This is a genomic window from Nocardia sp. BMG51109 (genome assembly GCF_000526215.1).
Classification (GTDB): domain Bacteria; phylum Actinomycetota; class Actinomycetes; order Mycobacteriales; family Mycobacteriaceae; genus Nocardia.
This window is the reverse complement of sequence record NZ_JAFQ01000004.1, coordinates 856068-882874: the sequence shown is the minus strand read 5'-3', so window position 1 is coordinate 882874 and position 26807 is coordinate 856068. Positions and strand designations below refer to the sequence as shown.

Genomic DNA, 26807 nt, shown 5'->3' with positions numbered 1-26807 from the left:
ACCTGCGACGATAGCGCATTGTGACAGACATCCGAGACTCGCTGCGGCACATGCTGCTGGTGGAGCAGCCCTACACCCTCGACCACGGTCGCCTGCCCATCGTCGACCGGGAGTTGTCGGCCGTATTGCGTGCGGGGGTGCCCGGCGACATCGTGGAACTCGGTTGCTATCTGGGCGGAACCACAGCATGGATGCGGGCGATCGTCGACGCGCACGGCCAGGACCGCACCATCCACACCTACGACTCGTTCGAGGGCCTGCCCGACGCCGGCCCGCACGACGGCACTCATCTGCTGGCAGGACAGTTCAAGGTGTCCCCGGACGCGGTCACCGCCCTGCACGAGCGGATCGGCCTGACCCCGCCCGTGGTGCACGTCGGCTGGTTCGACGACACCCTGCCCACGAGGCTCCCCGAAACCATCGCGTTCTGCTACCTCGACGGCGACCGCTACGACTCCACCCTGACCGGGCTGCGGCACGTCGTCCCCCGCCTCGCCCCCGGTGGGGTGCTGCTGCTCGACGACTACGCCGACGCCAACGCCCCCGGCGGCACCGCGGTGGCTCAACCGCGGGTGCCCGGAGTCATGCGCGCCTGCCAGGACTACTTCGGCGGCCCGCCACCGCTGACCGTCATCAGCGAGGAATTCGGTTGGGGCATGGGCGTTTACCGCGCCGCCGACGCTGCCGTTGCCGGATGACCCCAGCGACCACCACCACACCGCCCGTGGCGGTGGTGACGGGAGCGGGCGGAGCGCTGGGCCGCGCCACCGCCCGCCGCCTCGCCTCCGACGGCTACGCCGTCGCGTCTGTGGACATCGACACCGTTGCCGCGGCCGAGACCGCCACACTCGTGCACAGCGCCGGTGGCAGCGCCCTCGGCCTGTCCGTGGACCTGCGGGACGCCGACGCGATCCGCGCCTGCTTCGCCCACGTCGCCGACCGTCTCGGCCCGGTCCGAGTGCTGGTGAACAACGCGGCGGTCTACCCGCTGCGCCCGTTCCTCGACGTGCCCGTCAGCGAGTACGACGACGTGCACGCCGTCAATCAGCGCGGCTACTGGCTCACCGCCCAGGCTGCCGCCCGTCAGATGCGCGAGCTCGGAGGCGGCGCCATCGTCAACATCGCCTCGATGACCGTGCACGGTGGCTGGGCCGACCTGGCCGCCTACGTCGCCACCAAGGGCGCGGCCACCGCACTGACCCGGGCACTGGCACGAGAGCTGGGCCCGCACGAAATCCGCGTCAACTGCGTCTCACCCGGCGCCTTTCCCACCGCCGCGGAGGCCATCCACCCCGACCCCGACCAGTACCACGCGTTCGTGCTGGAACACCAGGCCCTCCAGCGCCGCGGCACCCCCGACGAACTGGCCGCCGCGGTCGCCTTCCTCGCAGGCCGCGACGCCTCCTTCATCACCGGCCAAACCCTGGAAGTCAACGGCGGCTGGGTCATGGCGTGAATGGCAACCGTCCCGCCGCCGTCGTATTCGACTGCGACGGAACACTCATGGACAGCCAACCCTGCGTGCAACGCGCTATCGACGACATCTACGCCCGCCGCGGCCGCAGGTGCACCCCGCACTTCCACTCTCGGACAGTGGGTCACGCCTTCGCTCCGGTAGCGGCCATGATCACTGCCGAGCTCGATGCCGAGTCCGCCACCATCGAAGCTGAACTGCTCGCCGGGATGATCCGCCACGCCCCCTCTGCCGTCGCCATGCCGGGCGCGGTGAACGTGCTGCGGCAGATCACGACAGACATCCCGGTAGCCATCGCCAGCAACGCCCCACGATCCTTCCTCGACGCGACACTGGCCGCCGGCGGCCTCGCCGGGCTCGTTCCCCTCACCGTCGCCGCAGACGAGGTAGCCCACCCCAAACCGGCACCCGATCTCTATCTGGCCGCCTGCACCGCTCTGGACGTCACACCGAAACACGCTCTGGCCGTGGAGGACTCACCCACCGGCATCGAGTCGGCTCGCACCGCCGGGCTCACCGTCTGCGGAATCGGACCACTCGCCCGCCACCATCACACCGACCACTGGGCCTCAGACCTCACCAGCTGGCAAACCCCATGGACATGAACACGAAGACGACGCGCAGTCACGAAGACGCCGGACAACGACTCCGGGTGTCGTCGGAGGGGGGTTGAGCTGGAACCGGCCACCCTCCCGGGAACCCCGTGTACTTGCGGTGCTCGTCGTCTGGGTGCCCGGTGCAAGCTGTTGACCGCATCCGTGGTGCGGGCACCCTGGTCCGTCTTTACCGGACTGAGACCAGATAAATCTCCGGATCGAGTATTCCGCGAGCCGCACAACGGTCGCTGAACCGCGGCTGCGGTAACCATCGTCGGAGCTTTCAGTGCCGCTGCATGTCCTCGAAATCGCAGGACGGCTAGGACGACCCCAACGGTTGCGGGCGCGTATCTGACGCGCGCCCTCCGTGGCTTCGTTGCGTCGTCTCCGGCGGCGATTGTTCACGAACCTTGACGGCACTCACCCTGGCAGGGCAGGTCGTGTTCACGAATGTCGACGTCACTGCCCGCTGATGGTGGCACGATATGGCTTTGCCGAGAAGCGCACAGGCCGATCCGTATGCGGGCCCGGCACGTCGGCATCCCCACCACCATTGCCCCGAGATCGAGGACGAATTTCGTGGTCATAGTGTTCGACACCGCTACGGTGGCCCCACGTGAACGCGCAGACCTGATCGCTGCCACCGTGCAGGGAGTGTCGGCATCGACACACGTCGTCGTGCACGACCGGCACAGCGCCGTACGCGAACGCATGGAAGTGTGGCAGTTCGGTGCTACAGGTCTGGTGAACGCACAGACAGCAGGTGGGGTTCGTATAGTGCGTACCCCGCGCCAGATCCGGCAGTCACCAGCCGAGACATTGCAGATCGCCGTATCCCGCGACAACGTCACGCGACTGACGCAAGGCGATGTCCTTTCCGAGATCCGGCCGGGACAGCCCTACCTACCGGACTACGGCCGACCCTTCGAGCTCGATTGGTGCGGCGGCCAAGGTTTCACCTTGGGAGTCCCGTTATACGAGCTCGACGTATCGGCCGAAACCATCCGCCGCGCGCACTGCCTGCAAGCCAGCCCGTTGTACTCGCTGGTCGCCAAGCAGCTCGTACTCATGACCGACACCGCCGACGCCCTGGCCGCCGATCCCGCCGCGGCCGACCTCGGCACGGTATGCGTGGACATGGTGCGCGCCCTGCTGATCTCCGCCGCCGGCAGCACCGGCGACGGAACGGCGCTGCCCACAGACATGCTGCTCACCCAGATCCGCGATTACATCCGCCGCCATCTGACCGACCCCGACCTGACCCCTGCCGAAATCGCCCGCGCCCACCACATCTCGATCCGCTACCTCTACAAACTCTGCGCTCGAGCCGGTTTCAGCCTCCACGAATGGACCATCACCCAACGCCTCGACCGCGTCCGCCGCGACCTCGCCGCCCCGAAACACCAGCACCGAACCATCGCCGTCGTCGCCCAGCACTACGGCTTCCGCGACCCCTCACACTTCGCCCGCCGTTTCCGCGCCGCCTACGGCATGACGCCCCGCGAATGGCGCCACACCGCGCTCACCCACCGACCGAGCTGACCGATACGAAAGCGACTGCTGTCAGAGTCCGCGAACAACCCATCACCGCAGCCCGGATGGTGCCGACGTTCACGCACATCCACCGTCACAGGTGACATACGAAATCACTTCGTTCCAACTCCGCATTCAGGTAGTTGTCCGAACCATTTCCGCGCTGGAGCATGCACAGCCTCGGCATATCGTGCATAAGCTTCCGGATGGGCTCGTGGCTGTCGTCGTTTCGTCGTCGATGACGGGAAGTCGGCGGTGGCACAGTCAGCGCAGAGGGATACCGGGGCTGCGTCGTCGGGGGTCGGTCAGGCCGTACACGCTCACCCTCGTACGTGGCCATAGCTGGAACGAGTGAGCGCTCATAGCCGCATATCGAGTTCGCGAAGCCGGTTTGTCACCATGACGGTCCAGTTCGTCGACGGAATCAAGGCCCTTGACGCGGTCAACTGGTCAACCTCAAACCATGGCTACAAGATCCCCTCGATCCCCTGCTGCTCGGCGGCACGGCGACGCTGTCGATCTCCAGGACGTCGAACACGAGGTACTGCACCGGCACGGCCGATTGCAGGGCAGCAGTCGGTTGCGTACCGAGGCGGCGCTGGAGCCGGCCGAAGACCGGCGCTCCGGAGGTGGGGTCGGGTGCGACGATATGTCGACTGGAGATCCGCGTAGTTTGTACGGAACTGAAACCACGCTGGTGCATGAAATGCGTGGTGCGTGTTGGCGGATGCCTTGATACATTGTGATCGTTGGTGGGGTATTGCGCGAGAGGGGCGGACTCAGTGGATCCACAGTATGAGTGGGTGACGGACTCCTCGGCGGGTGCGGCAACCAGAGATGATCAGATGGACTCTTGGGACGCGTATCTGATTGACCATCAGGGCCATTTCAACGTGGACTTCATCGATGCCGCCAGGACCAACGAGTTCGCGTGGAAGACGAGCGCGCAAAGCGTGGGTAATCTACAGGTCGTCCGATTTTCCACCGATCCCATGGATTACTCTCGATCTGCGTCGGATGTGCGGCTCGATGCTGACGATGGACAGCGCGTGATGATTCCGTTGAACAAGGGATTCACGATAGCGCAGAACGACTACGTGGAACGTTTCGGGCCTGGGGATGTTGCAGTTGTTCAATGGGGTTCACAAGTGCATCTGCAGCACACGAGTCCGTTGGATGCGCTGATTTTGACGGTACCGGTGCATGCGGTAGACCCGGATCGTGCCCGAGCAGCCCCACTCGCACTCGACATGCGTCGTCCCACAAATCAATCGCTGCGGAACCGGATCGTCGAGATCGACGCGCACCGCGGGGAGTGGACCGCAGAAGAATTCCGGCTCCACTATGGCAACGTGCTCGACTTTATCGATGGGATGTTCGAAGAAAAACGTGCCGACGAGTTCGACAGGGACGCGTACCTGACGGAACAGGCCCGCCAGGTTATGAAGAAAAGGGCAGACGACATACAGTTGACCTTGAAGGCCATTGCTGAGGAGTGCGGGGTTTCCGAGCGGAAACTTGCCTATGCGGTGAAAGAAACGTTGGGTATCGGCCCGGCTGCATTGCTGCGCGATATCCGCCTCAAACGTGCAAACGGGCGGCTGATCCGCGAGGGTATCGGCAATCTGAAAGAGATTTCGGAGGCGGCGGGGTACAGCAGGACAAGCTATTTCCGCGCAAAGTTCAAAGAACGGTTCGAAAAGACCCCGGAAGAGTTGTTCGGCTAGACCGCCGGAGGACCCGGCGACGTCGGGCACCGTCGGTCCGGTGTCGATCGAGATCGTGGGAACCAGCGGGCAGGGTGCCGCTGCGAAGCTGAATCGCCCCGGTCTCGGCCCCCGAGTCCCGCCCGGTGCAGGAATGGCGTTGCGGTTAGAGGTCAGAGCAGCTGTCCCGACGGAGCCTGTTGGCCTTCGGTACCGCGTGTTCGCCGATTGCGGTCCCCGGCGTCGGATCATCGTCGAGTGCGTCGTGGTTGGGCGCCGTTTGTGGCATCGGCGTCCGGGGGAGGATCTGTTGCCGAGGGGGGCGGGCATACTCGAGCACTTCTCACATGCTCAGGAACGCACCATGCGCGACTGGCCGGCCCGGCATGTCCGGAGATTATTGCCGACGCCGACGTGTGGGCACGGGCTGGGATGCAGCAGCTGTGGCTTTCCGGAAAGCGCTGACTGGTGGTGGACTGACCTGTCGTGAAAGTCACCGTTCCAGGTCCCCTTCGATGGCCTCGATGCCCGGCCATGCTTTGGGCAGCTCGACATCTCCGGCGAGGACGCGGGTTATGAACTGGTCGTAGCCTTCCCGCATCTCCGCCAGGTGGTCCCAGGTGCGGTGTACGCGGGGGTCCGCAGTCGGGTGGTCGCAGTGATGGAGGGCCCACCACGCCGCCTCCCATGCCTCCACGAGACGGCTGATGACTCCGCCGACGGTGTCGGTGAGCCGGAACGCCGCAGGGTGCGGGCGAGGGAGTTGGCCGGAAACCCAGCTGTCGATCTCGCCCGCAACGGCTCCGATCCGGGCTCGGATCGCCTCGCCCGCACGGGGAGCCGAATCGAGTTCGATGAGCAGCTCCCGGTACAGGATGCCCATCCGTTGTATGGCATCGGTCACCGGTGACATGTCGCCCGTGCCCCGCACCGCCTCCAGTACTGCTTCCGGAGACGGCAGCAGATCTTGCGCGACCGGCGCATTGACGGGCCGCGACGTCCGGGCGGCTGTCGTCGTCACCGTGGCCATGGCAACTACCTCCATGCAGGTGGGGTGCCGGCTCGTAGACACGGCGGTGTCGGGGCACCGGGAGATGTCGGCGTCGATCGGCACGATGACGTGGTACAGCTCGCGCACTGGTTTGAGTACGCTGCACGCAGTCACCGGCAGCTCCCCTCCGACCTGCCGGTGACTGTGTGCGTGGTGGAAGCCTGGGGGCTGGGCTGTGTGCTGAGGGTGGTGGTCGTGCACGGTGTGCGCCCAGCCGTTGCTGCCGGGTTTCGGAGAAATGCGATGCATCATCGTCGTGTATCTCGTGCAATGTGTTTGCTCGGGGCCGAGATCGGGACCGTGGGCGGCTCGGTGCCGCACACGGTACGTGTTTGTCACTGTTCATTTGCTGTGCAGATAAGCAGGTAGTCGGCGATGTCCATTGCTGACGAAATTGCTTCCGCCACCGATTTCGTGTGGATCGACGGCTAGTTTCATGTGCGGGAATTGCCGGAAGAGCATGGGGAGCGCGACCTGTGCCTCCATTCGTGCCAGCGGTGCGCCCACGCAGCGGTGGGCGCCGTGCCCGAATGAGATGTGGTCCTTGTTCGCCCGTGTGGGGTCGAACGTATCCGCGGTGTCGCCGTAGACGCGGGCGTCGCGGCCGGCGCCGGCGTAGGAAACCAGGATGGCGCTGCCGCGGGGGATCGTCTCGCCGCCGAGGACGAGGTCCTTTCGGGCGTAACGCAGTGGCATGTACGCGATCGGCGCCGCGTACCGCAGTGCCTCCTCGATGACATCCGTCCAGCTCAGCCTGCCGTCGAGGACGGCAGCCAGGTGTTGCGGGTGGGTAAGCAGGGCAGTGATCGCCTGATCAATCAGGTTCACCGTCGTCTCGTGCCCGGCGTTGACCGTCAGGTAGAGCGTGCCGACGAGGTCTTCAGCGGTGAATTGGTTTGTGGGATCGTCGACGTGGGAGATGAGCGTGCTGGTCATGTCGTCGCCGGGTTCGTCCCGGCGGTAGTCGACGAGGTCTTGCAGGAGTCCGAACATCTCCACCTGGTTGGCGATCATTTTCTCGGGGCTGGCGACGAAGTCGAAGATGCCATCGACGCACTTTCGTAGTGGCCCAGCCAGATACTCGGATACTCCGAGCAGTTCGTTGAGTACTCGCAAGGGGAGCGGATAGGCGTACTGCTCACGAAGGTCCACGGACGAGCCCGTCGGTGTGGCATCCAGGCTGGTCACCAGATCCTCGGCGATCGCGTGGATGTCGGCGCCCATCGCGTCGGTGCGCCTGCGGGTGAACACCTTGGCCACCGGTTCGCGCAGCCGACTGTGGTCGTCGCCGTAGGTGGTGAACATGCTGCGAGTACCGACCCAGCGGTAGAGGGGAGAATCCTCGCTGATCTCGCCGCGCCGGTATGCCGACCAGTCTCGGGGGTCTTTCGACACGTCCTTGCCGGCGAGAATCGTCTTGAGTTCGGGCAGACCGACGACCGCAAATCCTGGCACCCCGCCGGGCAATATGATCTCGCTGACCGGCCCCTGCTCCCGCAGGCGAGCACTCTCGCCGGGAATGTCCGAGCCTTCGGGATCGATGACGATGGGGGACATCGGGGATCTCCAATCTGAGCCGGGCTACTGGGGTGACCTGCGAACGGATCGAGGCGTGGGCGGGAAGGTGACCGGCAGTGCGGCCAGCGCCCGGTGGAACGGCCCCGGCCGGTACGTCAGCTGCGTTTCGGGAACGGCGAGAGCTATCTCCGGCAGCACGTCCAGCAACTGATCGGTGGCGTCCTGCACGATCAGGTAGGCCAGCTGCCGTGCGGGGCAGGCGTGCGGCCCGGCACCCCACGCGAGATGCGAGCGGTTACCGACGAGGCCGGCGAGGTCGTTGCCGGTGACGTCCGGGGAGGCGTTGCAGGCGGCCAGGCTGATCACGACCGGCTGATGGGCGGGCAGCCAGACACCGTCGATGAGCATCGGCTGCCGTGGATAGGTGACGCAGTAGTTCGACATCGGCGGGTCGGTGAACAGCACTTCATCGAGCGCGTCCCGAGTAGACTGCGCGCCGCTGATCAGGTCGCCGCCGAAGCGTGAGTCGGTCATCATCTTGCGCCATGCGGCGGTCATCCAATGCTGCGAGGGGTCGATCCCGGCGCAGTACAGCAGCACCAGCTGGTGCAGCACCTCGGCGTTGTTCAGTTTCTCCGCGTGGGCCATGATCGCGCTGGTGATGTCATCGCCGGGTTCGGCGCGTTTGCGCTCGATGAGTTCGCTCAAAGCCTGTTCCAGGGTCTCGTTGCCCTGCGCCGCGTCGTCGCCGCTGCTGTCGAGGATGGCCGCTGCCCCTGCTGCGGCGCGCTCGCCGATCTCCTGGGGGCAGCCGAGCGCCTGGTTGAGTGCGCCGAACATGATCGGTTGCGCATACTGGCTGACCAGTTCGGCGCGGCCGGTTTCGGAGAACATGTCGATCAGCGGCACCGCGACGGTCTCGACGTTCTTGTGCACGCGATGCAGCAGACGAGGGTTGTTGAGAGACTCCGCGATCGGCGCCCGGTACCGCTGACGCTGGTGACCGGCGGTGTGAATGACATTGGGCCGCCCACCCAGCATGGGCATGAGCGGACAGTCGGCGGGCACGCCGCGCTGCCAGACACCCGGATCCGCCGGGAAATGGTCCTCGTCGTGCAGGATCTTCACTGCCAGCGGATAGTCGAGCACCAGGGTCGCTCGCACGCCTGGCGACAGTTCTACCGGCGCCAGCGAGCCAAAGGTCCGGCGCATGTCGCCGTAAGGGGGTTCGGCCACGAATTCCGGGGTGTACAGAGCGATGACGGGACCGTCGGCTGTGACGTCCGGCGCCGAGCTCGAGATGACTGTGCTGTCCATCGGGTTCCTTCGGGGCAATCCTGACCAGCGGATACGTTTCGTCTAAGCCACCTTCCTGTGGCATAAGAAAAACCGTAGGCGCGAAATCGGCCGATTTTCCGCCCGTAGGTGCCGAATATCTGCACGGGTGCGCCGAATTTCTGCACGGTCCGCGCAGAGCTGGAGCGTCGACGATCCTGACGCGACTGCCGTACCGGATCCGGAAGGGGCTGGGGCCGCTGACCATCGGAGAACGGTGATCGAGAAGATTCGCCGCTGGTGGAGAGGCTGGCAGACCGAGCTCCGATGCTGCCGGGACGTCCTCGACTGGCTGGAACGCGAATCGCAGATGCGGACCCGGTACGAGCGGCTCGAAGGAGTGGTCGCGTTCTTCGCCTCGCCCGGCCGCGAGCCGAGCCGGCCGCCCGCACGAAAGCAGGGGTGGCTGGCTCGGGTGCCGTCGGCCGAGAGGTCAACGATCGTACTGGCGCGGCGATAACGCTGTGGCCGGGCACAGCTGCATCACCGGCATCTGCCCCTGGCCCTGGCCTGTCCACAGCACCATCTCCACCAGCCCGAGCCACGTGCCGGTCGTCCTGTTAACTGCACTTCAGTCGTTGATCTACGGGTCTAACGTTTGTGGGGGTGCATCGAGTGGATGCGGCTCGATCGCCGTCGAGCGGGCGACCCTGTCGCCGGAAACCGAGCGCGTCAAGGACGAGTGGGATACGGCCGTGTTCGAGCACCACGGGCCGCTGCGGTTCACGGCCTTGTCGCAACTGTGGCTGCGCGAATCGGCCAAGGTCTGGGCCTACGACTGGCTCCCGACCCATCGAGGCAACGCGACTGGCTCCCAATGCGCTGTCCGGATCGGGTTTCTGGCGTTGCTGTCGGAGAGCCTGCGCCTGCAGCGGCCACACGATCACGGGAACGACCTGAAACTGTTGTCCCGCAACGACATGCTCGCCTTCCTGAACCGGTTGACGTTTCTTCAAACCGACGGCGTGATCAGCCTCGACGCCGCCGGTGGCGACGACTGCCCGGTCCGGTTCCGTTGCGTCGGCTGTGCGCACTTCTCCACAGACGTCTCCTACCTGCCCGACCTGGAGGCATACCTGGCGGATCTGCTGCGCAGCCGGGAACGGCTGCGCAGCGCGTTCAGCGCGACCGACGACTGGCCAAGACCAAAGCAATGCCCTCGGACGAGGAGATCACCCGCATCCGGCGCCTGATCTCGCGCATCAAAGCCGACGTCGACGAGCTCTCCGACGAGGACCGGGCACAAATCAACGAAGCTGTCGGGGTCGTGCGCCGCGCCCGCAACAGCGTCGTTGGACTCGGCCTGCCGAGCGTCCGACAGCCACTGCCCGACATCCGGCCGGACAGGAGCGCCTGAGCATGCCCAACACCATGATCCGAGGCCGTCAAGCCGATTCGGCCCGACGACGGCAACGAGTCGTCAAGGCGCTCGACGCCGCCCGCACGGACGGCACCGAACTCAGCGTTTCCGCGATTGCCCGTGCCGCAGGTGTCGACCGCACATTTCTCTACCGACACCCGGACCTGCTCGCGCAGGTCCACACCGCCCAATCCACGCCGCTGCCCACCACGGCCGGCGAGGCCGCGGTGACAACGGCGTCACTGAGGGCCGACCTCGCCAACGCCCAAGCACGCGTCGCCCGCTTGGCTGGGCACAACATGCAGCTGGAGAAGAAGCTGTCCGAACTGCTCGGTGAGCAAGCATGGCGCGAGTCCGGGCTCGGTCCCCCGGTCGACGTCGACCGGTTGCGGCGACAGATCATCACCCTGGAACAGCAGATCGTCACGCTGAAGGCAGAACTGGAGGAACGCGACCAGGAGCTCGACGCGGCCCGCGCCGCGAACCGAGAGCTGTTCACCAACGTGAATAAACGACACTGAGCCCAGACGTCCGGGCGATCTGATGAGAGAACGTGTTCCAGCTCTGCTGCGCTGATCGATCATGGCAGCGGTATCGGGCATGTCCGGCAACGCTCGCGATGAGCGGTCCTCCTGCTGGCCGTGGCCGCAGGTGGTGTGGTGGCCTACCGCTGGAGTTGATCGTTTCTCGATCTCTCCCCGAGCATGCGATCGAGGAGATGGTCTACGAGTTCGAGTGCAGACTCCGCCGTGCCGTACCCCTGGAGCATGCCTTGGGCGAGTCCACCGATGGCCATCGTGACGAGCTCGGCATCCAGTTCGGGGTTGCTCGGGCTCGCGTTGTCGGCGTGCTGTGCTCGACGGAGTTGATCGGCAACGATCATGACCAAAGCTCTTGGTGCGGCGAAGGTTTCCTCCGCAGTGATGCCTTGGCCGGTGATGGCTGCCCAGCCGAAGGCGCCGAGCACGAGAGCTTCCTCTCGGCGTTGATCGTCGAGCGGCAGTAGTTCGGTCAGCACCGCCCGGAGGGCTTCGCGGGGCGCGGCGTCCGCGCCGAGGGTGTTCCACCGGTGCGTGAACCGAGCGCCCGCGTCTTCCATGACCGACCGGTGTGTCGCCAAGAGGAATTCCTTCTTGGTGCCGAAGTAGTACTGCACCAGCCGAACCGAGACACCGGCCTCGGCGGCGACGGTTTGAAAGGTCACCGCTTCCAGGCCACCGGCGACGATGACTCGCCTGATGGCATCGATGATGTGACGCCGCCGAACCTCGTGGTCGACCAATCGTGGCACGAGACCTGCTGCCGCCCTTCCTCGTCGCAGAACTTCGGGTCTAGATGGTATGCGCATACCTTATCCCATGGTAGGTTCGTACCATATTAAGTGATACGGGCATACCGTAACGATGATGAAAGGGGAGGGCTCGTGCCGAAGATCGGGCGATTCACCAATGCCGAGGCAAGGGCGGCTTTCTCGAGCGCTTACGACACCGTGGCAGCGCAATGGCCGGTGCCCTCGGTCGATATCGATGTCGAAACACCGTTCGGGACAACACGAGTACGCAGATCCGGAGCCGGCGAGGGTGCACCCATCGTGCTGCTGCCGGGCATCGGGGGCAACGGCATGGTGTGGCACCGGTTCATCGGAGATCTGTCGCGCGATCGTGTGGTGTATACGCCGGATGTCATCGGGTGGGCCGGGCGGTGTGAGCAGACCGCGCCGCTGCGCGATGTGCAGGACATAGCGACGTGGATGGTGGCGGTGCTCGACGGTCTCGGTGAGGGTCGAGTGCACCTCGCTGGGAATTCCTACGGGGCCTGGCTGGCCGGCGTAGTCGCGGTCCACCACTCCGAACGCCTGGCCAGCCTCACCATGTTCGAACCCAGCGGAGCCACCTTCGCCAGGCCGAGCTGGGGACTGCTGCTCAAATTCCTCAAAGCCGGCATACGGCCGACCCCCGAACGTATGCGAAAACTCAACAAGTGGCTGATGCCAGGATTCGAGTTCACCGACGAAGAACTCGCAGTAGTCATGGCGGTAGCGAAGTTCCGGTCGGGGGTCCCCTGGGATCGGCCGTTCACCGACGAGCAGCTAGCCGCTATCGCCGCGCCGAGCCTGATACTCTTCGGCGCCGAGACCGTTGTCAGCGATCCGGTGCGCGGGGCCACTCGTGCCTGCGACAACATCCCGGCAGTCGAGGTCGAGACCTATCCGGGCATTGGACACGATCTGTTGTGGGCTAATCCGGACCAGGTGATTCCGCGCTTCCTGACGTTCACCGACAGCCACGATCCTGTCCGGTCATGAAATCGTCCGGCCTGACCGCCTCACACGTTCGCGATAGCCGCGGCAAGTGGGTGAGTACACCACATACCGTTCCAGGCGAAGCAGACGTACGCCAGCGACAGGCATGACACCTGCCGGAGTCCGGGCCATCAAGGACGCTGTCGGCATCCGGCAACGATGCACCATCGCCGCGACCGACGCCGGTTCTTCCACCACACATGTGGTGAGCTGCTAGCGTCTTCACGAAAGCTGCTGAGCTGCAACAATGTTCTCAGATCCGGGCATCAAATCTCCGGGATCCCCAGGGAAGCTGCGTCGAATAGGGACACGGAATCCATCGACCGCGAGGCGCTGCTGTCTGCTGGGCTTGATCCCGACAACCCTGCGGAGTGGGTGACCCAGTGGACGATGCATCTGCTGCTGGCGTCGCACCGGAAGGGGGCCTGAGCGTCGAGGGGAGCCGCTCATGCCATGTGATCAACCGTAGCCCTTGCACCGGCAGCGGAGGTGCCGCGCAGGCAGAACACCCCGCCGAACAGGTGTCCATCAACAAGCTGTCGCAAATGCTGCGGGATCGCTACTACCTCGGCTACGTGCACTACGACGGGGACGAGATCCGGGGCCGCCACGAACCCCTTATCGACGAAGACCTATTCGAACAGGTCCAAGACGTCCTCAACTCACGCGCCACAGCCCGGGAGCGTCGGCGGGTGCGCCATCACTACCTGAAGGGCTCCCTGTTCTGCCAGCGTTGCAAACGAGCTGGTACCACCCAGCGCATGATCGTCCAGCACACCGTCAACTCCCGAGGCGCTGAGTACACCTACTTCTTCTGCCGCAACAAACACAACGGCACCTGCCAGGCACCGCACATCAACGTTGCCCTCGTCGAAGACGCCGTCGAAGCCCACTACGCCACCGTCCGCTTCAGCCCACAGTTCATCGCCGAAGTCCGCGCGCACATCGCCGCCAGCGTGATCGGGGAACAGAACACCGTCTCCACGCCATCCAGCACGCGTGGCAGGCCGACCACATTGACCCCGCCCCCGCAGCTGCGGCACCCCGGCCCGCGCAAACCACCAACGCCACCCCTTCACACGGAAGCGATGGCGTTGACATCCTGCTACACGGCATAGCCCTAGCGCCGTGTTCTAGTAAGCCCTCCAAAGTGGACGTTGGGGGAGCTTACTCGAACACGAAAATGCAGGTAGAAGCGCTGGAACGGTTGCGTCGGAAGCTTCCCGGCCCCGGTGTCCCCGTTCCGCCGCCCGCTGAGGGACCCCGGCTCGGCCGGGCACGCCAACTCGGCGCCGATCAGGTTCAGGAACTCATCGCCGGATATCAGCGTGGAGAGACGGTGTACCAGCTGGGTGCCCGGTTCGGCGTAGAGCGGCGAACGGTCAGCGAGATTCTCCATCGTCACGATGTGCCGATGCGTCGTCGTGGCTTGTCTGCTGAGCAGGTCGATGACGCTGCCCACCTATACGGTTTGGGCTGGTCCCTTGCCCGGGTCGGCAGACACCTCGGTGTCGACGCGATGACCGTGTTGAACAAGTTCCGCGAGCGCGGGATACCTACGAGGGATACTCGAGGACGTCCGCGGACTTAGCGGGCTGCTGGTCGCAGGTTCGTGTGCCGGGTGGCACGGACAGTGTGGACACGAAAACGGTTCATAGTGGTCTGGCGACTTCGTCTGGTCACGGCACCCGGCGACGAAACGCACTGTATTGCCGTGCATGTGCGGCGGTGCCGCGGCCGAAGTTCGAAGTTGGTCTGACAGTGTGGATTCGATCACTTGGCCTGGGGAAGTCCGGTGAACCAACCTTCGGCTCATGTCGCCGGGCTTAGCGTCTGGGCATGATCTGGTCTTCGCCAATTTCCTCGCCGGGTGACCCGTACTACACGCTCCCGAACGTATGGGATCTCGCTGCCGAACGTCTTGCCCTGCTCGGCGCGGCCTACGACTCAGGAAGTATCGCGCTCGCGCAACGGCTGGGTGTGTGTGCGGGATGGCGGTGCCTGGAGGCCGGCGCAGGCGGCGGATCCTTCGCACGATGGCTGTGTAGTGCTGCGCTGCCCGGCGGTCGAGTGCTCGCGGTCGATGCCGACCCTCGCCACCTCACCGACCTACCTGGACTCGGAGGCGAAGTCGCCCAGCTCGACCTTGTCGCCGACGACATCCCCGAGCGCGCATTCGATTTCGTCCATACACGATTCGTCCTGCTGCATATCGCCGATCGGGACATCGTTCTGCAGCGATTGACCCGGGCGCTGGCACCCTGCGGCGTTCTCATGCTCGAAGAAGGCGATGGGCTCGGCGTACTCGATGAAATGCCAGGTGCATTCGGCGAAGTCTGGCGCGTCTTCGCGCGCTCGACCGAGATCGCGGGCGCCAGTCAATCGTGGGCCCGGGAGCTGCCCGCCCAGTTGGAGGCACTCGGGCTCGTCAATGTTCACGCCGAGGCGGACATCCCGATGTTTCGCGGAGGCTCACCGATGGCGCGCATGTGGAGTCTGACCTGGATGCAAGCCCACGACACCTTGGTCGCTCTTGGTGTCCGACCCGAGGTGATTGCCGCTGCGCAGGCCGAGCTGGAAGATGAACAGCGATGGCTCTACGCCCCACCCACAGTCCGTGCATGGGCCCACCGAGACAACATTTCCGACCTGTAGAGAAACGTCCGCTATTGCCGCGACGTGCGCGGTTCAGCGCCGCCTCAGAACAGCCGATCGCCCGAAGGCTCCGGGACGGGCGTAGCCCGCATGCGTAGGCGCTCCTCGTCGTCGATGACGTCCTGGATCGCTTCGATCTGGTCTTGAACCACCTCGGCGCGCGCCACCAACTCGACCCGGTCGGGCTCGGTGAGGCTCTCGGCGCCGAGCTTCTCGACAACGCATGAGAGCACGGACCGTAAGTCCTCTAGCTCGCTGTCTGGCTCCACGGCACCTCACCCTACGTCCGAACCCAACCAACATCCGCTCCTGCCGCGGGCCGCGCAGTTCGGCATGGTCCGGCGCGCGGGCGAGATTCTCCGTCGTCACGATGTGCCGATGCGTCGTCGTGGTTTGTCTGCTGAGCAGGTCGACGAGGCTGCCCACTTTTACGGCTTGGGTTGGTCTCTTGCCCGGGTTGGCCGGCACCTCGGTGTTGACGCGATGACCGTGTTGAACAGGTTCCGTGAGCGCGGGATACCCACGAGGGATACGCAAGGACGACCGCGGGCGTAGACGGCTGCTGTCGCAGGTTCGTGCGCCGGGTGGCACGGACAGCATGGGCACGAAGACGGGGCCACGGTGATCTGGCGACTTCGGCTGGTATCGCAGGTTGCCTGGACACGTCGCCGCCGCCGGATTACAGCACCTGATAAAGGATTCGATGGGATCCGCTCGGCCGGTGTGATCGGCGCGAGCGGGTAGTTCAAAGCGGTCACGGCACCCGGTGGCGAACGCATGTCGCGTCCGGCTGAATACTGGATCTGGCACGGTTTGCGTGATTGACCCGTCCGAAATGCGCTCGGGCGCTTGATAGTTGAAGATGTCGCGAGTGCTCTGATCTTGGACCGGTGGCGGTCCTGTTCCCGCATCTTGCTCAGCTGTCGATCGAGCGCGTCTATGCATCCGACCGGGTGTTGTCCATTCAGGCCAGCACTCACGGCGGGCCCGTTGCCTGTCCCGGATGCGGGGTGATGTCGCAGCGGGCGCACAGCCGGTATGAGCGACGGCTGTCCGACGCCGCCGTTGCCGGCCGCGAGGTGCTGATCCGACTGCGGGTACGCCGGTTGTTCTGTGACAACAGCGATTGTGCGAGAAGGACTTTCGTGGAGCAGGTGCCCGGTGTGGCGGTCCGTCACGCTCGGCGCACCACGCTGCTGCAGCGTCTACTGTGCAAGGTCGGGCTGGCGCTGGGTGGCCGGGCCGTTGCCCGGCTCACCGCGCACCTGGCGGCGTCGGTGTCGCGAATGACACTGCTGCGTCAGATTCGCGCGCTGCCGGACCCGGATCACGTGACTCCGCGGGTGCTCGGTGTTGACGACTTCGCACTGCGGCGCGGGCATCACTACGGAACGATCCTGATCGATATTGAGACCCGACGCCCGATCGATGTCCTCGACGACCGGACCGCCGACACTCTGGCCGCCTGGCTACGTGCGCATCCCGGCGTCGAGATCGTGTGCCGAGACCGGGCCGGCGCCTACGCCGAGGGCGTCGCGGCCGGAGCTCCACATGCTCTACAGGTCGCTGATCGGTGGCATGTCTGGCACAACCTGGGCGAAGCGGTCGAACGCGTCGTGGCCCGGCATCGGGATGATCTGGCCGCTGCGGTCGGCGCGGACTGCGATACGGAGCCGGAAAGCTTGCACGAGCCCGCAATTCCGGCTCCCGAACCGGCCGCCGCACCGTCGGCCAGGACCGACAAGTGGGCCGTGCGCGCCCGCGAACGCTACGCGGCGGTGCACTCGTTGCTCGATGACGGCGTGAGTATCCGCGCGATCGGCATCCGGCTCGGCCTTGCCTGCGGGACCGTCCGGCGCTTCGCCCGCGCGGCTACGGTCGAGGAGTTGCTGGTCAACACCGGCACGGGCCGTTGCCCGAGTCTGCTGGAGGAGTTCAAGCCGCACCTGCACAGACGATGGAATGAGGGCTGCACCAATGCGACTCAGCTGTTCCGTGAGATCCAAGATCTCGGCTACCGCGGCGGCGCGAAGATCGTGCTCAACTACCTGCACTCCTTCCGCACGGTCGGTCATCTTCCGTGCCCGGTCCCCAAGCCACCCTCGGTCCGCCGGGTGGTGCGCTGGATCATGAGCGACCCTGCCGGTCTCGATGCCGACGACCGGCAGCGGCTCGATGCAATTCTGGCCGCAGGTCCCGAACTTGCTTGCCCGGCCGGACACGTCCGTGCGTTCGCGACGGTGATGAAGCAGCTTCGAGGCCGTGAGCTGGAGCAATGGATGGGAGCCGTCGAGGCCGACGACCTGCCAGCATTGCATTCGTTCGTCCGGGGCCTGCGCCGAGACTTCGACGCAGTCACCGCCGGATTCACGATGCCATGGAACAGCGGCCCGGTCGAAGGGCACGTCAACCGCATCAAGACGATCAAGCGGCAAATGTTCGGCAGAGCCAAACCGGACCTACTCCGCAAGCGAATCCTGTTGAGCGACTGAGCAAACCGATCGCCGAATCACGAAACTAGTGCCAGATCCCGGATTCGCGTTCCGTTGACACTCAACCTCGCGATCAGCGACCGGCTGCCGATGCGCCGAGACAATCACTACGATCGCGCGCCGCATTCTGATCGGCCGATTGCCGGTCTTGGCGATCTTCTGCTACCGGCGCCCTTCCTCGGGAGACCATCCGCACGAACACCTCCGGCTTGCGAGCCGCAACACCACTTCCACCGGCAGCATCGCTGCCGGTGGAAGGTGAACATCAACTCGACACCGTTATCGGCACGACCTATTGGACGAGGTGCTAGTAGGAGTAGTAGAACCCCAGGCCCGCGTAGTCGGCCTTCCAGCAAACCGGTGAGACACTATCGCGGAAGACTGCTTCACCCTGCCTCATGCCGTCGCATGAGGGCCAGTCAGAGAAAGGGCCGACACATGTCGCCGGCCCACTCGACACCATGCAGGGAGTGTCCGGAACATCAGCATTGGACATTCCTGACGGCAAGAGAACAGCAGCTGCCGCACTCGCTCCGAACAGCAGACCCAAACCCGACCTTCTCATTCGCTTCCTTTCATTCCACGACGGCCCGGCCGTCATTAACACCCGCATATTCACGGTGTGTGCACCGCGGAGGCAGGCTGGCGCGAAGGCCGCGCGTCGGGACTTCTGTGACCCCGCGCTGGGCGATTACCCATGGACTCTCCCCGGAACTCATCGAACGACAGAAAGTATGGGAAAGCTCGGCGAGCTGCGTATAGAACGAAATTGACCTCGGCTCCACAGGATTCGGCACGGGCCCGTAGGGGTAGCTCGCAGCCTCGACGACGGGGTGCCCTACCTGCGGATCGGTCGCTTACCTGTACGACATGCTCACCGGCGTCTTTCCCAGCCGCATCCGCAACTTCACCGAACATCGTGAGCGAGTGGTAGGCGCGAGCAGCTGTTCATGCAGGGCTCGGACGACACGCAGCGCCGGGCTTTCATCACCGCCGTGTGCGCCGCTGCGCCCGCGGACCACGACGTGACCTCGCCACGGTCACTGCCGGCCTGACACTGCCCTGGAACAATGGACCGGTCGAAGGACACGTCAACCGCATCAAATGATCAAACGACAAATGTTCGGGCGGGCGAAGCCGGACCCTCTCCGGAAACGAATCCTGTTGAGTGACTGAGAAATCAAACCAGATCACCAAAAGTGTGCCAGAGCCACGATTCGACCGACGTTGACAACGCACTGTATTGCCGCGAGCGGATGCCTTCGCGTGCTCGTGTGTACCGTCATGGACACGCTGGTGCACGGGTTGCGAAGGAGCGCCCGGCTCCACTGTTCGATTTGAAGGGGGCGAGGTGTCAGAATCATTTCGGCCGATGTCGTTCTCGATCGAGACCGACCGTTTGTCACTGCGGCTGCGTGGAGCCGAGGATGCAGCGTGCAACCTTGCGTTGCTGGGCGAGCATGACGGGGGAACCACAACGACCCTCGCGGAGGTCCGAGAGAGCCTCATCCGCCAGCACAGCAACGCGATGACTGCCGGTATCGGCCTGCTGTCGGTACAGCGTCGGGCCGAAGGAGATCGGATCGGTTACTGCGGGTTGATCGTCGGTCGCGGTAGCTTCGAGGAGCCGGAGATCGCATACGAATTGCTGCCGCGGACACATGGTTTCGGCTATGCGACCGAGGCGGCACGTGCGGTGGTCGACGCGGCGTTTGCTACCGGACGGCGGCGTATCTGGTCGACGGTGCGAACCTGGAACAAGCCCTCCCTGCGAGTCCTGGAGAAAATCGGATTCCGTCCTGATCACAGTGCGACCGATGATCGTGGCGAGCTGATCTATCTTGTTCGCGACGCCCTGTAGTGCCGCTGACCGAGCGGTCCGAAGTGATCAGCGCCAGGCGGTCGCGTTCACGCACTCCGCTTCCGGGCAATTTGACCTGCGATACCTCATGGGAGCCAGCGGATCTCGTGCCTGCACCACCGGTATCCGAGTTGCGTCGACGACTCACTCCTCGCGTTCGAGGATGATCAGTGGGGTGGTGTAATGCTCGAGTACGCGACCGCCGAGATCGTCTACCGCTTGGGCCGCTTCGTCGGCTTCGGCGGAGCTCCAGTTGCTGAAGGTCGTGAACAGATCACGGATCTGATCGGTGCGTAATTCGATGGTCCAGGAGAAGCATTCGACACTGCTGGGCGCGAAATGTCCGGTTCTGGTCAGTCTCTCCACCCAAGCGGCGGTATCGAATTCCCCGGGAACCGGTGGTGGCAGCGCGCGGCGGCGGTCGGTGATCGCGGCGACCCGTTTCCGGAAGGGGGTAACGGGTGCCGTCGGGTCACCGAACGCGTTGCGCCACACAGCGAAGTGACCGCCAGGCACCAAGGCACGATGCAGCTTGGGCAGTACCACGTCGAGGTCGAACCAGTGCACCGCCGTCGCCGCAACAGCCAGATCGAAGGCGGCCGACGGTAGGGGCACGTCTTCGGCGCCGGTAATCTGCGTGTTCGCCTCGGGCCAGCGGCGGCGCAGGATGTCGGCGAGGGCTCGACCGGGCTCGACAGCGGTGACCGACGCGCCTGCTCGCAGCATCGGTCCGGTTGCCAACCCGCTACCGGCGCCGAGTTCGATCACTCGGGTGTCGGCGCGCAGCAAACCATCGTCCTGCAATCGTGCCCACAGTGCGGGCGGGTACGGCGGTCGCCCGCGGTCGTAAGCCTCGGCGTGGGCATCGAAATGCAGCGAATCGACCATTGGACTCAGCCTAACCGGCCGATTATCCAACCGGCCCGCGATAGACACCTGACGAGGAACAGCGTCGCCCCAGCGCGCTGTCATGCCGCGACCCGCGCGGTCGAAGTGGCCCGCGCGGGTCTGCGGAAGATCAACGGGCCAGGCATCACGGCCGCCGACGCACGCGCCATCATGCCGATACAGGCTCGCATCGATGTGGCTCGGCGACGGCCGGGAGCTGAGCCAGTGGATCGGCACGGTCTTGGGTTACCTCGTTACCCCACAGCTCGGCCGATGAGTTTGCGGCTCCCGGCCGGTCGAAGCTCATGACACCCTAGGAAAGGACACCGCCATGTCGGAGCTTCTCGTCGACTTCATCACCTCCCTCGACGGCTACGCATCGGGAGAGGGATGGCCCGGGTTCTGGGGCCTCGAGGGCCCGCAGTACCTCGCATGGCTCGGCGAGCAGCCCGAGGCCACCCACCTGATGGGAGCGAACACCTACCGCCTGATGTCGGGCTTCGCCGCCGGCGAGGTCCCCGATGGCCAAGACGAGTTCAGGCCAGAAGAAGAGGCGTCCGTCGACGGGCTCACAAAAGCGTCCAAGGTGGTGTTCTCCTCCTCCCTCGAGGAGCCACTGACGTGGGCCAACTCCACGCTCGTCCGCGACGACGCCATCGAGGCGGTCCGCGCCATGAAATCGAGTGGTTCGGGGCTCCTCACCACGATCGGCAGCCTGAGCCTGTGCCGGTCCCTGCTACGAGCCGGACTCGTCGACCGGTTCCGGGTCGTGATGTTCCCGGTCATCACCGGTGCCACGGGCGCAGAACGTATCTACGACGGCTATCCGGACGTTGCCCTCGAGATGATCGAGCACCGCACCTTCGACGGCCGCATCCAGCTGGTCGAGTACAAGCCCCGCGTCCTCGAGCACCCCCCGCTCGGTGCCCCTGCGTGACGTCGCCTCTCCACCGGTCCGGACCGCCGCCAGTCCTGGCATCCAGCTCGGCATTCCAGGTATCGGCGGTGGCTGGACCGAAGCGAAGCTGAACTCATGAACCAAGCACCGACGCCCTGTAATGCCGCATATCGGTTGTTCGGCAGTCCGAAAAGCGCTGTACAGCTGCTCATCTCACGTCGCCACGGTCAAAGGGTGCGGTATCGTTCGTTGTCGCCTTTGACGCCATAGGGAGCGATGACTGTTCCCATATCGGTGTGTCGCCTGTTGCGTCGGTCATGCCAGGTGGGTGACCGTATTCGTGATCAGCTGCAAGGCTAGCTGCGGCGGTGCGACCCGTACTGGAAGCTTGACGCGAACTTGCCTTCGGGTAGGACAGTGGACGGATGACAACTCCGATCAACACTGTTACCCGGTGGGGGTGAACTTGTGGTTCGTGGTGTCCGTCATGATCCGCCTGATGCCGGCAAGATCGCGAAGGTGCCCGTCGAACTGGCGCGAGAACAGACGGCCGACAAGCCACGTCGTCGTGACGACCGCATCGCGATCGGTGGCGGGAGTTCACCTTCGCCGCCCCGCCGGTCCACGCCGAGGCGGGCACGACGACTCGATCAGGACGAAATCCAGATGCTGATACACGGCTATGTCGCCGGAGCGACGACCTACGAGCTCGGCAGCCGGTTCGGTGTCGACCGCCGTGCCGTCGGCGCGATCCTGCATCGGCACGACGTGCCGATGCGCCGACGCGGCCTGTCGCCCGATCAGACCGACGAGGCGATTCGCCTCTACCGTCTCGGTTGGTCCCTTGCCCGGGTCGGGCAACACTTTGCCGTCGATCCGACCACCGTGTTGAACCGTCTACGCGCGCGTGGCGTCCGCACCCGCGACACGCACGGGCGGGCTCGGTCCTGACATCAATCCACGACGACCAGGTGATACCGCACTCGTGACGAGCACGGCTCGCGGACGCGGTAATGAAAGCGTGCCTTCGACTCAATCAACACCGAGCCGGAACGGAACACACCTTGGCGAACTAGAACAAGAAAACAGGCATTGAACAGGCGATACGCGGCACCGGGCCGAACGTGGCCTCATGCCCGAAAGGCAGAAAACCCCCTGATCAACAGCCCTATTCATGTCAACTGGTGGAGCTAAGGGGAATCGAACCCCTGACCTTCTCGATGCGAACGAGACGCGCTACCAACTGCGCCATAGCCCCGCGTGGTTCGTTGCCGAGCCACGGGGGAGAACTTTAGCAGGTTGGGGGTGGAGAGGCCGAATCGGCTGGTCGAGGGTGGTGTATTGGGGGTGGTCGGGGTGTGGGGATGCCGATACAGTGGTGTATCGACAGCTCGGGGAGGATGCGGGAGGTCTCGATGGCCGGGTACGACGTCGTGGTGCGTGGGGGGATGGTCTACGACGGGACGGGGGCGAAGCCGATCCGGGCCGATGTCGGGATCGCCGGGGGGCAGGTGACGGCCGTCGGTATCGATCTGCCGGAGGGGGTCCGCACGATCGAGGCGCAGGGCAAGTGGGTGTTGCCGGGGCTGATCGATGTGCATACCCATTACGACGCCGAGGTGTTGTACGCGCCGGGGCTGGGGGAGTCGGCGCGGCACGGGGTGACCTCCGTCGTGATCGGTAATTGCTCGCTGTCCACCGTGTACTGCGATGCCGAGGACTGCGCGGACATGTTCGCGCGGGTGGAGGCGCTGCCGTGGGACGTCGTGCACTCGGCGGTCAAGGAGCATCGCGGCTGGCAGGATCCGAAGGGGTATGCCACGGCCTTGGCGGCGCGGCCGCTGGGTGTGAATGTCGCTGCGTTCCTGGGGCATTCGGATATCCGGGTGGCGGCGATGGGGCTGGCGCGCGCTTCCGACGGCAAGGCGCACGCGACGCGCGCGGAACGCCGGCAGATGGTGCGGATGCTCACCGACGCGCTGGATGCGGGTTTCGTGGGCCTGTCCACCATTCGCAGCACGTTCTCGAAGCTGGAGGGTAAGCGCTACCCGGGCCGGCAGCTGCCCTCGACCTACGCGCCCTGGTCCGAGTATCGCGAACTCAATGCCGTACTGCGGGAGCGTGATCGGATTCATCAGAGCACTCCGAACCTCACCGGCCGGGTCGAGATGGCGCACTTCTTCCTGCAGAGCGCCGCGCGCCGGAACGGCAGGCCGCTGAAGACGACGCTGATCTCCGCGGCCGACATCAGGGCCGACCGCATGGTGGTGCGGTTGGCGACCTCCGTTGCGGCGGTGGCGAATCGGCTGCTGGGCGCCGAGTTCCGCTGGCAGCATCTGCCGGTGCCGTTCGAGGTCTATGCCGACGGCGTGGATCTGGTGGTCTTCGAGGAGTTCGGGTCCGGGGTTGCCGCGCTCAATATCCGAGATCTGTTGCGGCGCCATGAATTTCTCGACGATCCGGGGTTCCGGCGCGCGTTCCGCAAGGATATCGCCAAGAGGTTCGGTTCCCGGGTGTGGCATCGCGACCTCTACGACGCCGAGATCGTCGCCTGCCCGGACGATGCGGTGGTCGGCCGCTCGTTCGGCGCGATTGCCGACGACCGCGGGATCCTGCCGCCCGACGCGCTGCTGGATCTGGTGGCCGAGCACGGCTCGAAGCTGCGCTGGCACACCACCATCGCCAACGACCGGGACGCCGAACTGCATCGGCTGGCCCGCTCGCCGCAGGTGCAGATCGGATTCGCCGATTCCGGGGCGCACCTGCGCAATATGGCCTTCTACAACATGGGCGTCCGCTTCCTGGAACGCGTGCACCGCGACCGCGTCATGCCCGTCGAGCGGGCCGTGCACCGGCTGACCGGCGAACTCGCGCAGTGGTACGGCCTCGACACCGGCCGCATCGCCCCCGGCGCCCGCGCCGATATCGCGGTGCTCGATCCGGCCGGGTTCGACGGCTCCAGCGCGGCGTATCACGAGGCCCCGATGCCCGGCGCCGACGGTCTGCGGCGCATGGTGAACCGCAACGACGGTGCGGTGGCCGCGACCATCGTGAACGGCGTGCCGGTCTACGAAAAGGGCGTATTCGCCGAGGGGTTCGGCACCACACTGCATGCCGGGTCTTTTCTGCGCGCAGTCGACTGAATGGCATTCCGGCTCACTGACGTCCCCGCCGCGTGACCGCAATCCTCAGCCCGAACGGGCCGGTGCTGCCCGGAAACCTTGTGTCACTTGCCGATCCGAGTAGGGGCCGGATTGCGGGCCTCGCCTTATCCGAGGCCGGCTACCGCAGGCGCACCGATTCCCGCGACCTGTCCGTGCTCGACAACGGTCGTGGCCGCCGACGTGCAGGTGTGTCTGTGGCCATCGTGATCCGAACCGTCGGCCGGAGCCGGTGAGTTTCGGTCACTCCGACGGCCCACGAATGGACTCGCGACCGCCGGGATCCGTGGCGTGCAGCCCGCCCAGATCTGTCCGTAATGCGGCGTTCATCCACATACGCAGTCCACGGTGCGTGAGATGTCCATCACTCGCGTTGCACCCGACCGCCTTCATTATGCACTATACATGTAATGTGCATGATGCACATCAAATATTTGGGGCCATGAGGGAGATCGGCGTGCAGCAAACAGAACCCACCAAACACCCGGGAGGGATCCTGGCGGTGATGGCATTCGCCGGGATCGTCGCGTCGCTGACGCAGACGCTCGTCGTGCCGCTGGTCGGCCAGCTGCCGTCGCTGTTGCACACCAGCGCCTCGAACGCCGCCTGGGCGGTGACCGCGAGCCTGCTCGCCAGCGCCGTGACCACCCCGGTCGCCGGCCGGCTGGGCGATATGTACGGAAAACGCCAGGTACTGCTGGCGTCGGTGGTGCCGCTGGCCGTCGGATCGGTCATCTGCGCGCTCTCGTCGTCGCTGTGGCCGATGGTCATCGGCCGCGCCCTGCAGGGGATGTGCGTCGGCTTGATCCCGGTGGGCATCGCCGCGCTGCGCGATCTGCTGCCGCCGGAGCGGCTCGGCTCGGGGATCGCGCTGATCAGCTCGTCGCTCGGTATCGGCGGTGCGCTGGGCCTGCCGCTGGCCGCCGCGATCATCCAGTACAGCAACTGGCGCGTGCTGTTCTGGACCGCCGCCGGGCTCGCCGTCGTCGCCGGGCTGGCGATCCTGGCCCTCATTCCGGCCACCCCGCCCAAGGGCGCCCACGGCCGCTTCGACATCCTCGGTGCGATCGGCCTGGGCAGCGCCCTGATCTGCCTGTTGCTGGCGGTGTCCAAGGGTTCGAGCTGGGGCTGGACCAGCGGCCTCACCCTCGGCCTGCTCGCCGCGGCCGTCGTGCTGGCGCTGCTGTGGGGCCTCTGGGAGCTGCGGATCTGTGAGCCGCTGGTCGACCTGCGGGTGACCGCGCGGCCGCAGGTGCTGCTCACCAATATGACCTCGATCGTGGTCGGCATGGCGATGTTCGCGCAGTCGCTGATCGTCCCGCAGCTGCTCCAGCTGCCGGAGTCCACCGGCTACGGCCTGGGGCAGACGATGATGGCGATGGGCCTGTGGATGGCCCCGGCCGGACTCATGATGATGGCGGTGTCCCCGATCGGGGCGCGGCTGTCGGCCCTGGCCGGCCCCAAGATCACCCTGATCGTCGGCTGTGTGATCATCGCCGCCGGCTACGGCTCCTCGATGGCGCTGATGGGCACCACCTGGGGACTGCTGGCGGTCACGCTCATCATCAACATCGGCGTCGGATTCGCCTACGGCGCCATGCCCGCCCTGGTGATGAGCGCGGTGCCGCAGTCGGAGACGGCCGCGGCCAACAGCTTCAACACCCTGATGCGCTCGATCGGCACGTCGGTGGCGTCCGCGGTGACGGGTGCCGTGCTGGCGCAGATGAGCACCACGCTGGGCGGCGTTTCCATCCCGACCGAGGACGGCTTCCGGGTCGGCCTGCTGATCGGCTGCGGGGTCGCCGCGGTCGGCGGGGTCATCGCCCTGTTCATTCCGGGTCGGCGCCGGGCCGCCGCCGAGGCCGGTCCGAAGCACGCGGCGGACGCCGACCGCGAGCCCGTGACGGTCGCGGCGCACGTGCCCGCGGACGACGCGACCGAGCCGGTGGCCGCCCCCCACGGTGTGGCGGCACGCGG

Annotated in this window: 23 protein-coding genes, 1 tRNA gene and 1 pseudogene; 17 read left to right on the top strand and 8 right to left on the bottom strand. The window is 65.5% G+C overall.

What is annotated here, in order from left to right; all coding sequences use genetic code 11:
* Positions 1-20: 20 nt before the first annotated feature.
* The 5 genes from D892_RS0105505 to D892_RS0105485 all read left to right on the top strand — a co-directional run bounded on the left by D892_RS0105505 (position 21) and on the right by D892_RS0105485 (position 5330).
* Positions 21-698 carry a TylF/MycF/NovP-related O-methyltransferase gene (locus D892_RS0105505; RefSeq protein WP_198036840.1) on the top strand — a complete coding sequence of 226 codons (678 nt, stop codon included), beginning with the start codon at positions 21-23 and terminating at the stop codon, positions 696-698.
* Positions 695-1456, top strand: a complete 762-nt coding sequence (locus D892_RS0105500) for an SDR family NAD(P)-dependent oxidoreductase (protein WP_024800280.1) — start codon at positions 695-697, stop codon at positions 1454-1456. Before D892_RS0105505 ends, D892_RS0105500 begins: the two co-directional genes overlap by 4 nt.
* Positions 1453-2079 carry an HAD family phosphatase gene (locus D892_RS0105495; RefSeq protein ID WP_024800279.1) on the top strand — a complete coding sequence of 209 codons (627 nt, stop codon included), beginning with the start codon at positions 1453-1455 and terminating at the stop codon, positions 2077-2079. Before D892_RS0105500 ends, D892_RS0105495 begins: the two co-directional genes overlap by 4 nt.
* 951 nt (positions 2080-3030) lie before the next feature.
* The gene (locus tag D892_RS47600) at positions 3031-3612 is read left to right on the top strand and encodes a helix-turn-helix transcriptional regulator (protein WP_198036839.1); all 582 of its coding nucleotides are present in this window, start codon (positions 3031-3033) and stop codon (positions 3610-3612) included.
* Between the two features lie 794 nt (positions 3613-4406).
* A complete protein-coding gene (locus D892_RS0105485) occupies positions 4407-5330 on the top strand; it encodes an AraC family transcriptional regulator (protein ID WP_156959393.1) in 924 nt (307 codons plus the stop codon).
* Between the two features lie 472 nt (positions 5331-5802).
* On the opposite strand, the gene D892_RS43470 is transcribed toward D892_RS0105485, so the two are convergent.
* The 3 genes from D892_RS43470 to D892_RS0105470 form a co-directional block, all read right to left on the bottom strand.
* Complete coding sequence (locus tag D892_RS43470) at positions 5803-6474, bottom strand: hypothetical protein (RefSeq protein ID WP_156959392.1); 672 nt, start codon at positions 6472-6474, stop codon at positions 5803-5805.
* Between the two features lie 228 nt (positions 6475-6702).
* Positions 6703-7917, bottom strand: coding sequence for a cytochrome P450 (locus D892_RS0105475; RefSeq protein WP_024800275.1), 1215 nt, complete (start codon positions 7915-7917; stop codon positions 6703-6705).
* A gap of 24 nt (positions 7918-7941) precedes the next feature.
* Positions 7942-9195, bottom strand: coding sequence for a cytochrome P450 (locus D892_RS0105470; RefSeq protein ID WP_024800274.1), 1254 nt, complete (start codon positions 9193-9195; stop codon positions 7942-7944).
* 482 nt (positions 9196-9677) lie between these two features.
* Between D892_RS0105470 and D892_RS48370 the strand changes: the two genes are divergently transcribed.
* Genes D892_RS48370 through D892_RS40470 form a run of 3 tightly spaced genes read left to right on the top strand, consistent with a single transcriptional unit; the run spans position 9678 to position 11094 of the window.
* A complete protein-coding gene (locus tag D892_RS48370; protein WP_036566771.1) occupies positions 9678-10406 on the top strand; it encodes a hypothetical protein in 729 nt (242 codons plus the stop codon).
* The gene (locus D892_RS43465; RefSeq protein WP_232235995.1) at positions 10367-10570 is read left to right on the top strand and encodes a hypothetical protein; all 204 of its coding nucleotides are present in this window, start codon (positions 10367-10369) and stop codon (positions 10568-10570) included. Before D892_RS48370 ends, D892_RS43465 begins: the two co-directional genes overlap by 40 nt.
* Before the next feature lie 2 nt (positions 10571-10572).
* The gene (locus D892_RS40470; protein WP_024800272.1) at positions 10573-11094 is read left to right on the top strand and encodes a DUF6262 family protein; all 522 of its coding nucleotides are present in this window, start codon (positions 10573-10575) and stop codon (positions 11092-11094) included.
* A 143-nt stretch (positions 11095-11237) separates the two neighbouring features.
* On the opposite strand, the gene D892_RS0105450 is transcribed toward D892_RS40470, so the two are convergent.
* A complete protein-coding gene (locus tag D892_RS0105450; protein ID WP_024800271.1) occupies positions 11238-11864 on the bottom strand; it encodes a TetR/AcrR family transcriptional regulator in 627 nt (208 codons plus the stop codon).
* A 132-nt stretch (positions 11865-11996) separates the two neighbouring features.
* On the opposite strand from D892_RS0105450, the gene D892_RS0105445 reads away from it, so the two are divergent.
* Positions 11997-12878 carry an alpha/beta fold hydrolase gene (locus D892_RS0105445; protein WP_024800270.1) on the top strand — a complete coding sequence of 294 codons (882 nt, stop codon included), beginning with the start codon at positions 11997-11999 and terminating at the stop codon, positions 12876-12878.
* A gap of 380 nt (positions 12879-13258) precedes the next feature.
* On the top strand, positions 13259-13993 hold the full coding sequence (locus D892_RS0105440) for a recombinase zinc beta ribbon domain-containing protein (protein WP_198036838.1): 735 nt from the start codon (positions 13259-13261) through the stop codon (positions 13991-13993).
* Between the two features lie 2 nt (positions 13994-13995).
* Here D892_RS0105440 and D892_RS46425 read toward each other — a convergent pair whose 3' ends face one another.
* Complete coding sequence (locus D892_RS46425) at positions 13996-14337, bottom strand: hypothetical protein (protein ID WP_024800268.1); 342 nt, start codon at positions 14335-14337, stop codon at positions 13996-13998.
* 377 nt (positions 14338-14714) lie between these two features.
* On the opposite strand from D892_RS46425, the gene D892_RS43460 reads away from it, so the two are divergent.
* Positions 14715-15530 (top strand): class I SAM-dependent methyltransferase, encoded by an 816-nt coding sequence (locus D892_RS43460; RefSeq protein ID WP_024800267.1) that lies wholly within the window; start codon positions 14715-14717, stop codon positions 15528-15530.
* A 44-nt stretch (positions 15531-15574) separates the two neighbouring features.
* Here the strand turns inward: D892_RS43460 and D892_RS0105425 are convergent, their stop codons facing one another.
* Positions 15575-15763, bottom strand: a complete 189-nt coding sequence (locus D892_RS0105425) for a hypothetical protein (RefSeq protein ID WP_156959391.1) — start codon at positions 15761-15763, stop codon at positions 15575-15577.
* Positions 15764-16420: 657 nt separating this feature from the next.
* Between D892_RS0105425 and D892_RS0105420 the strand changes: the two genes are divergently transcribed.
* Together D892_RS0105420 and D892_RS0105415 are read left to right on the top strand one after the other, a co-directional pair.
* On the top strand, positions 16421-18022 hold the full coding sequence (locus D892_RS0105420; RefSeq protein WP_024800265.1) for an ISL3 family transposase: 1602 nt from the start codon (positions 16421-16423) through the stop codon (positions 18020-18022).
* Between the two features lie 1372 nt (positions 18023-19394).
* Entirely contained in the window at positions 19395-19883 is a 489-nt protein-coding gene (locus D892_RS0105415; protein WP_036566768.1) for a GNAT family N-acetyltransferase, read from the top strand.
* Positions 19884-20027: 144 nt separating this feature from the next.
* Here the strand turns inward: D892_RS0105415 and D892_RS0105410 are convergent, their stop codons facing one another.
* Positions 20028-21008 carry a class I SAM-dependent methyltransferase gene (locus tag D892_RS0105410; RefSeq protein ID WP_232235993.1) on the bottom strand — a complete coding sequence of 327 codons (981 nt, stop codon included), beginning with the start codon at positions 21006-21008 and terminating at the stop codon, positions 20028-20030.
* A 94-nt stretch (positions 21009-21102) separates the two neighbouring features.
* On the opposite strand from D892_RS0105410, the gene D892_RS0105400 reads away from it, so the two are divergent.
* The gene (locus tag D892_RS0105400; protein ID WP_024800262.1) at positions 21103-21708 is read left to right on the top strand and encodes a dihydrofolate reductase family protein; all 606 of its coding nucleotides are present in this window, start codon (positions 21103-21105) and stop codon (positions 21706-21708) included.
* Between the two features lie 480 nt (positions 21709-22188).
* Positions 22189-22620 (top strand): hypothetical protein, encoded by a 432-nt coding sequence (locus tag D892_RS0105395; RefSeq protein ID WP_198036837.1) that lies wholly within the window; start codon positions 22189-22191, stop codon positions 22618-22620.
* A gap of 231 nt (positions 22621-22851) precedes the next feature.
* Here the strand turns inward: D892_RS0105395 and D892_RS0105390 are convergent.
* Positions 22852-22927 (bottom strand) — tRNA-Ala (locus D892_RS0105390).
* Positions 22928-23084: 157 nt separating this feature from the next.
* Here D892_RS0105390 and D892_RS0105385 point away from each other — a divergent pair.
* Both D892_RS0105385 and D892_RS48360 read left to right on the top strand, forming a co-directional pair.
* Entirely contained in the window at positions 23085-24812 is a 1728-nt protein-coding gene (locus D892_RS0105385) for an amidohydrolase family protein (RefSeq protein WP_024800260.1), read from the top strand.
* Positions 24813-25272: 460 nt separating this feature from the next.
* A pseudogene (locus tag D892_RS48360) lies at positions 25273-26688 on the top strand (MFS transporter); the annotation flags it as partial.
* Positions 26689-26807 lie beyond the last annotated feature (119 nt).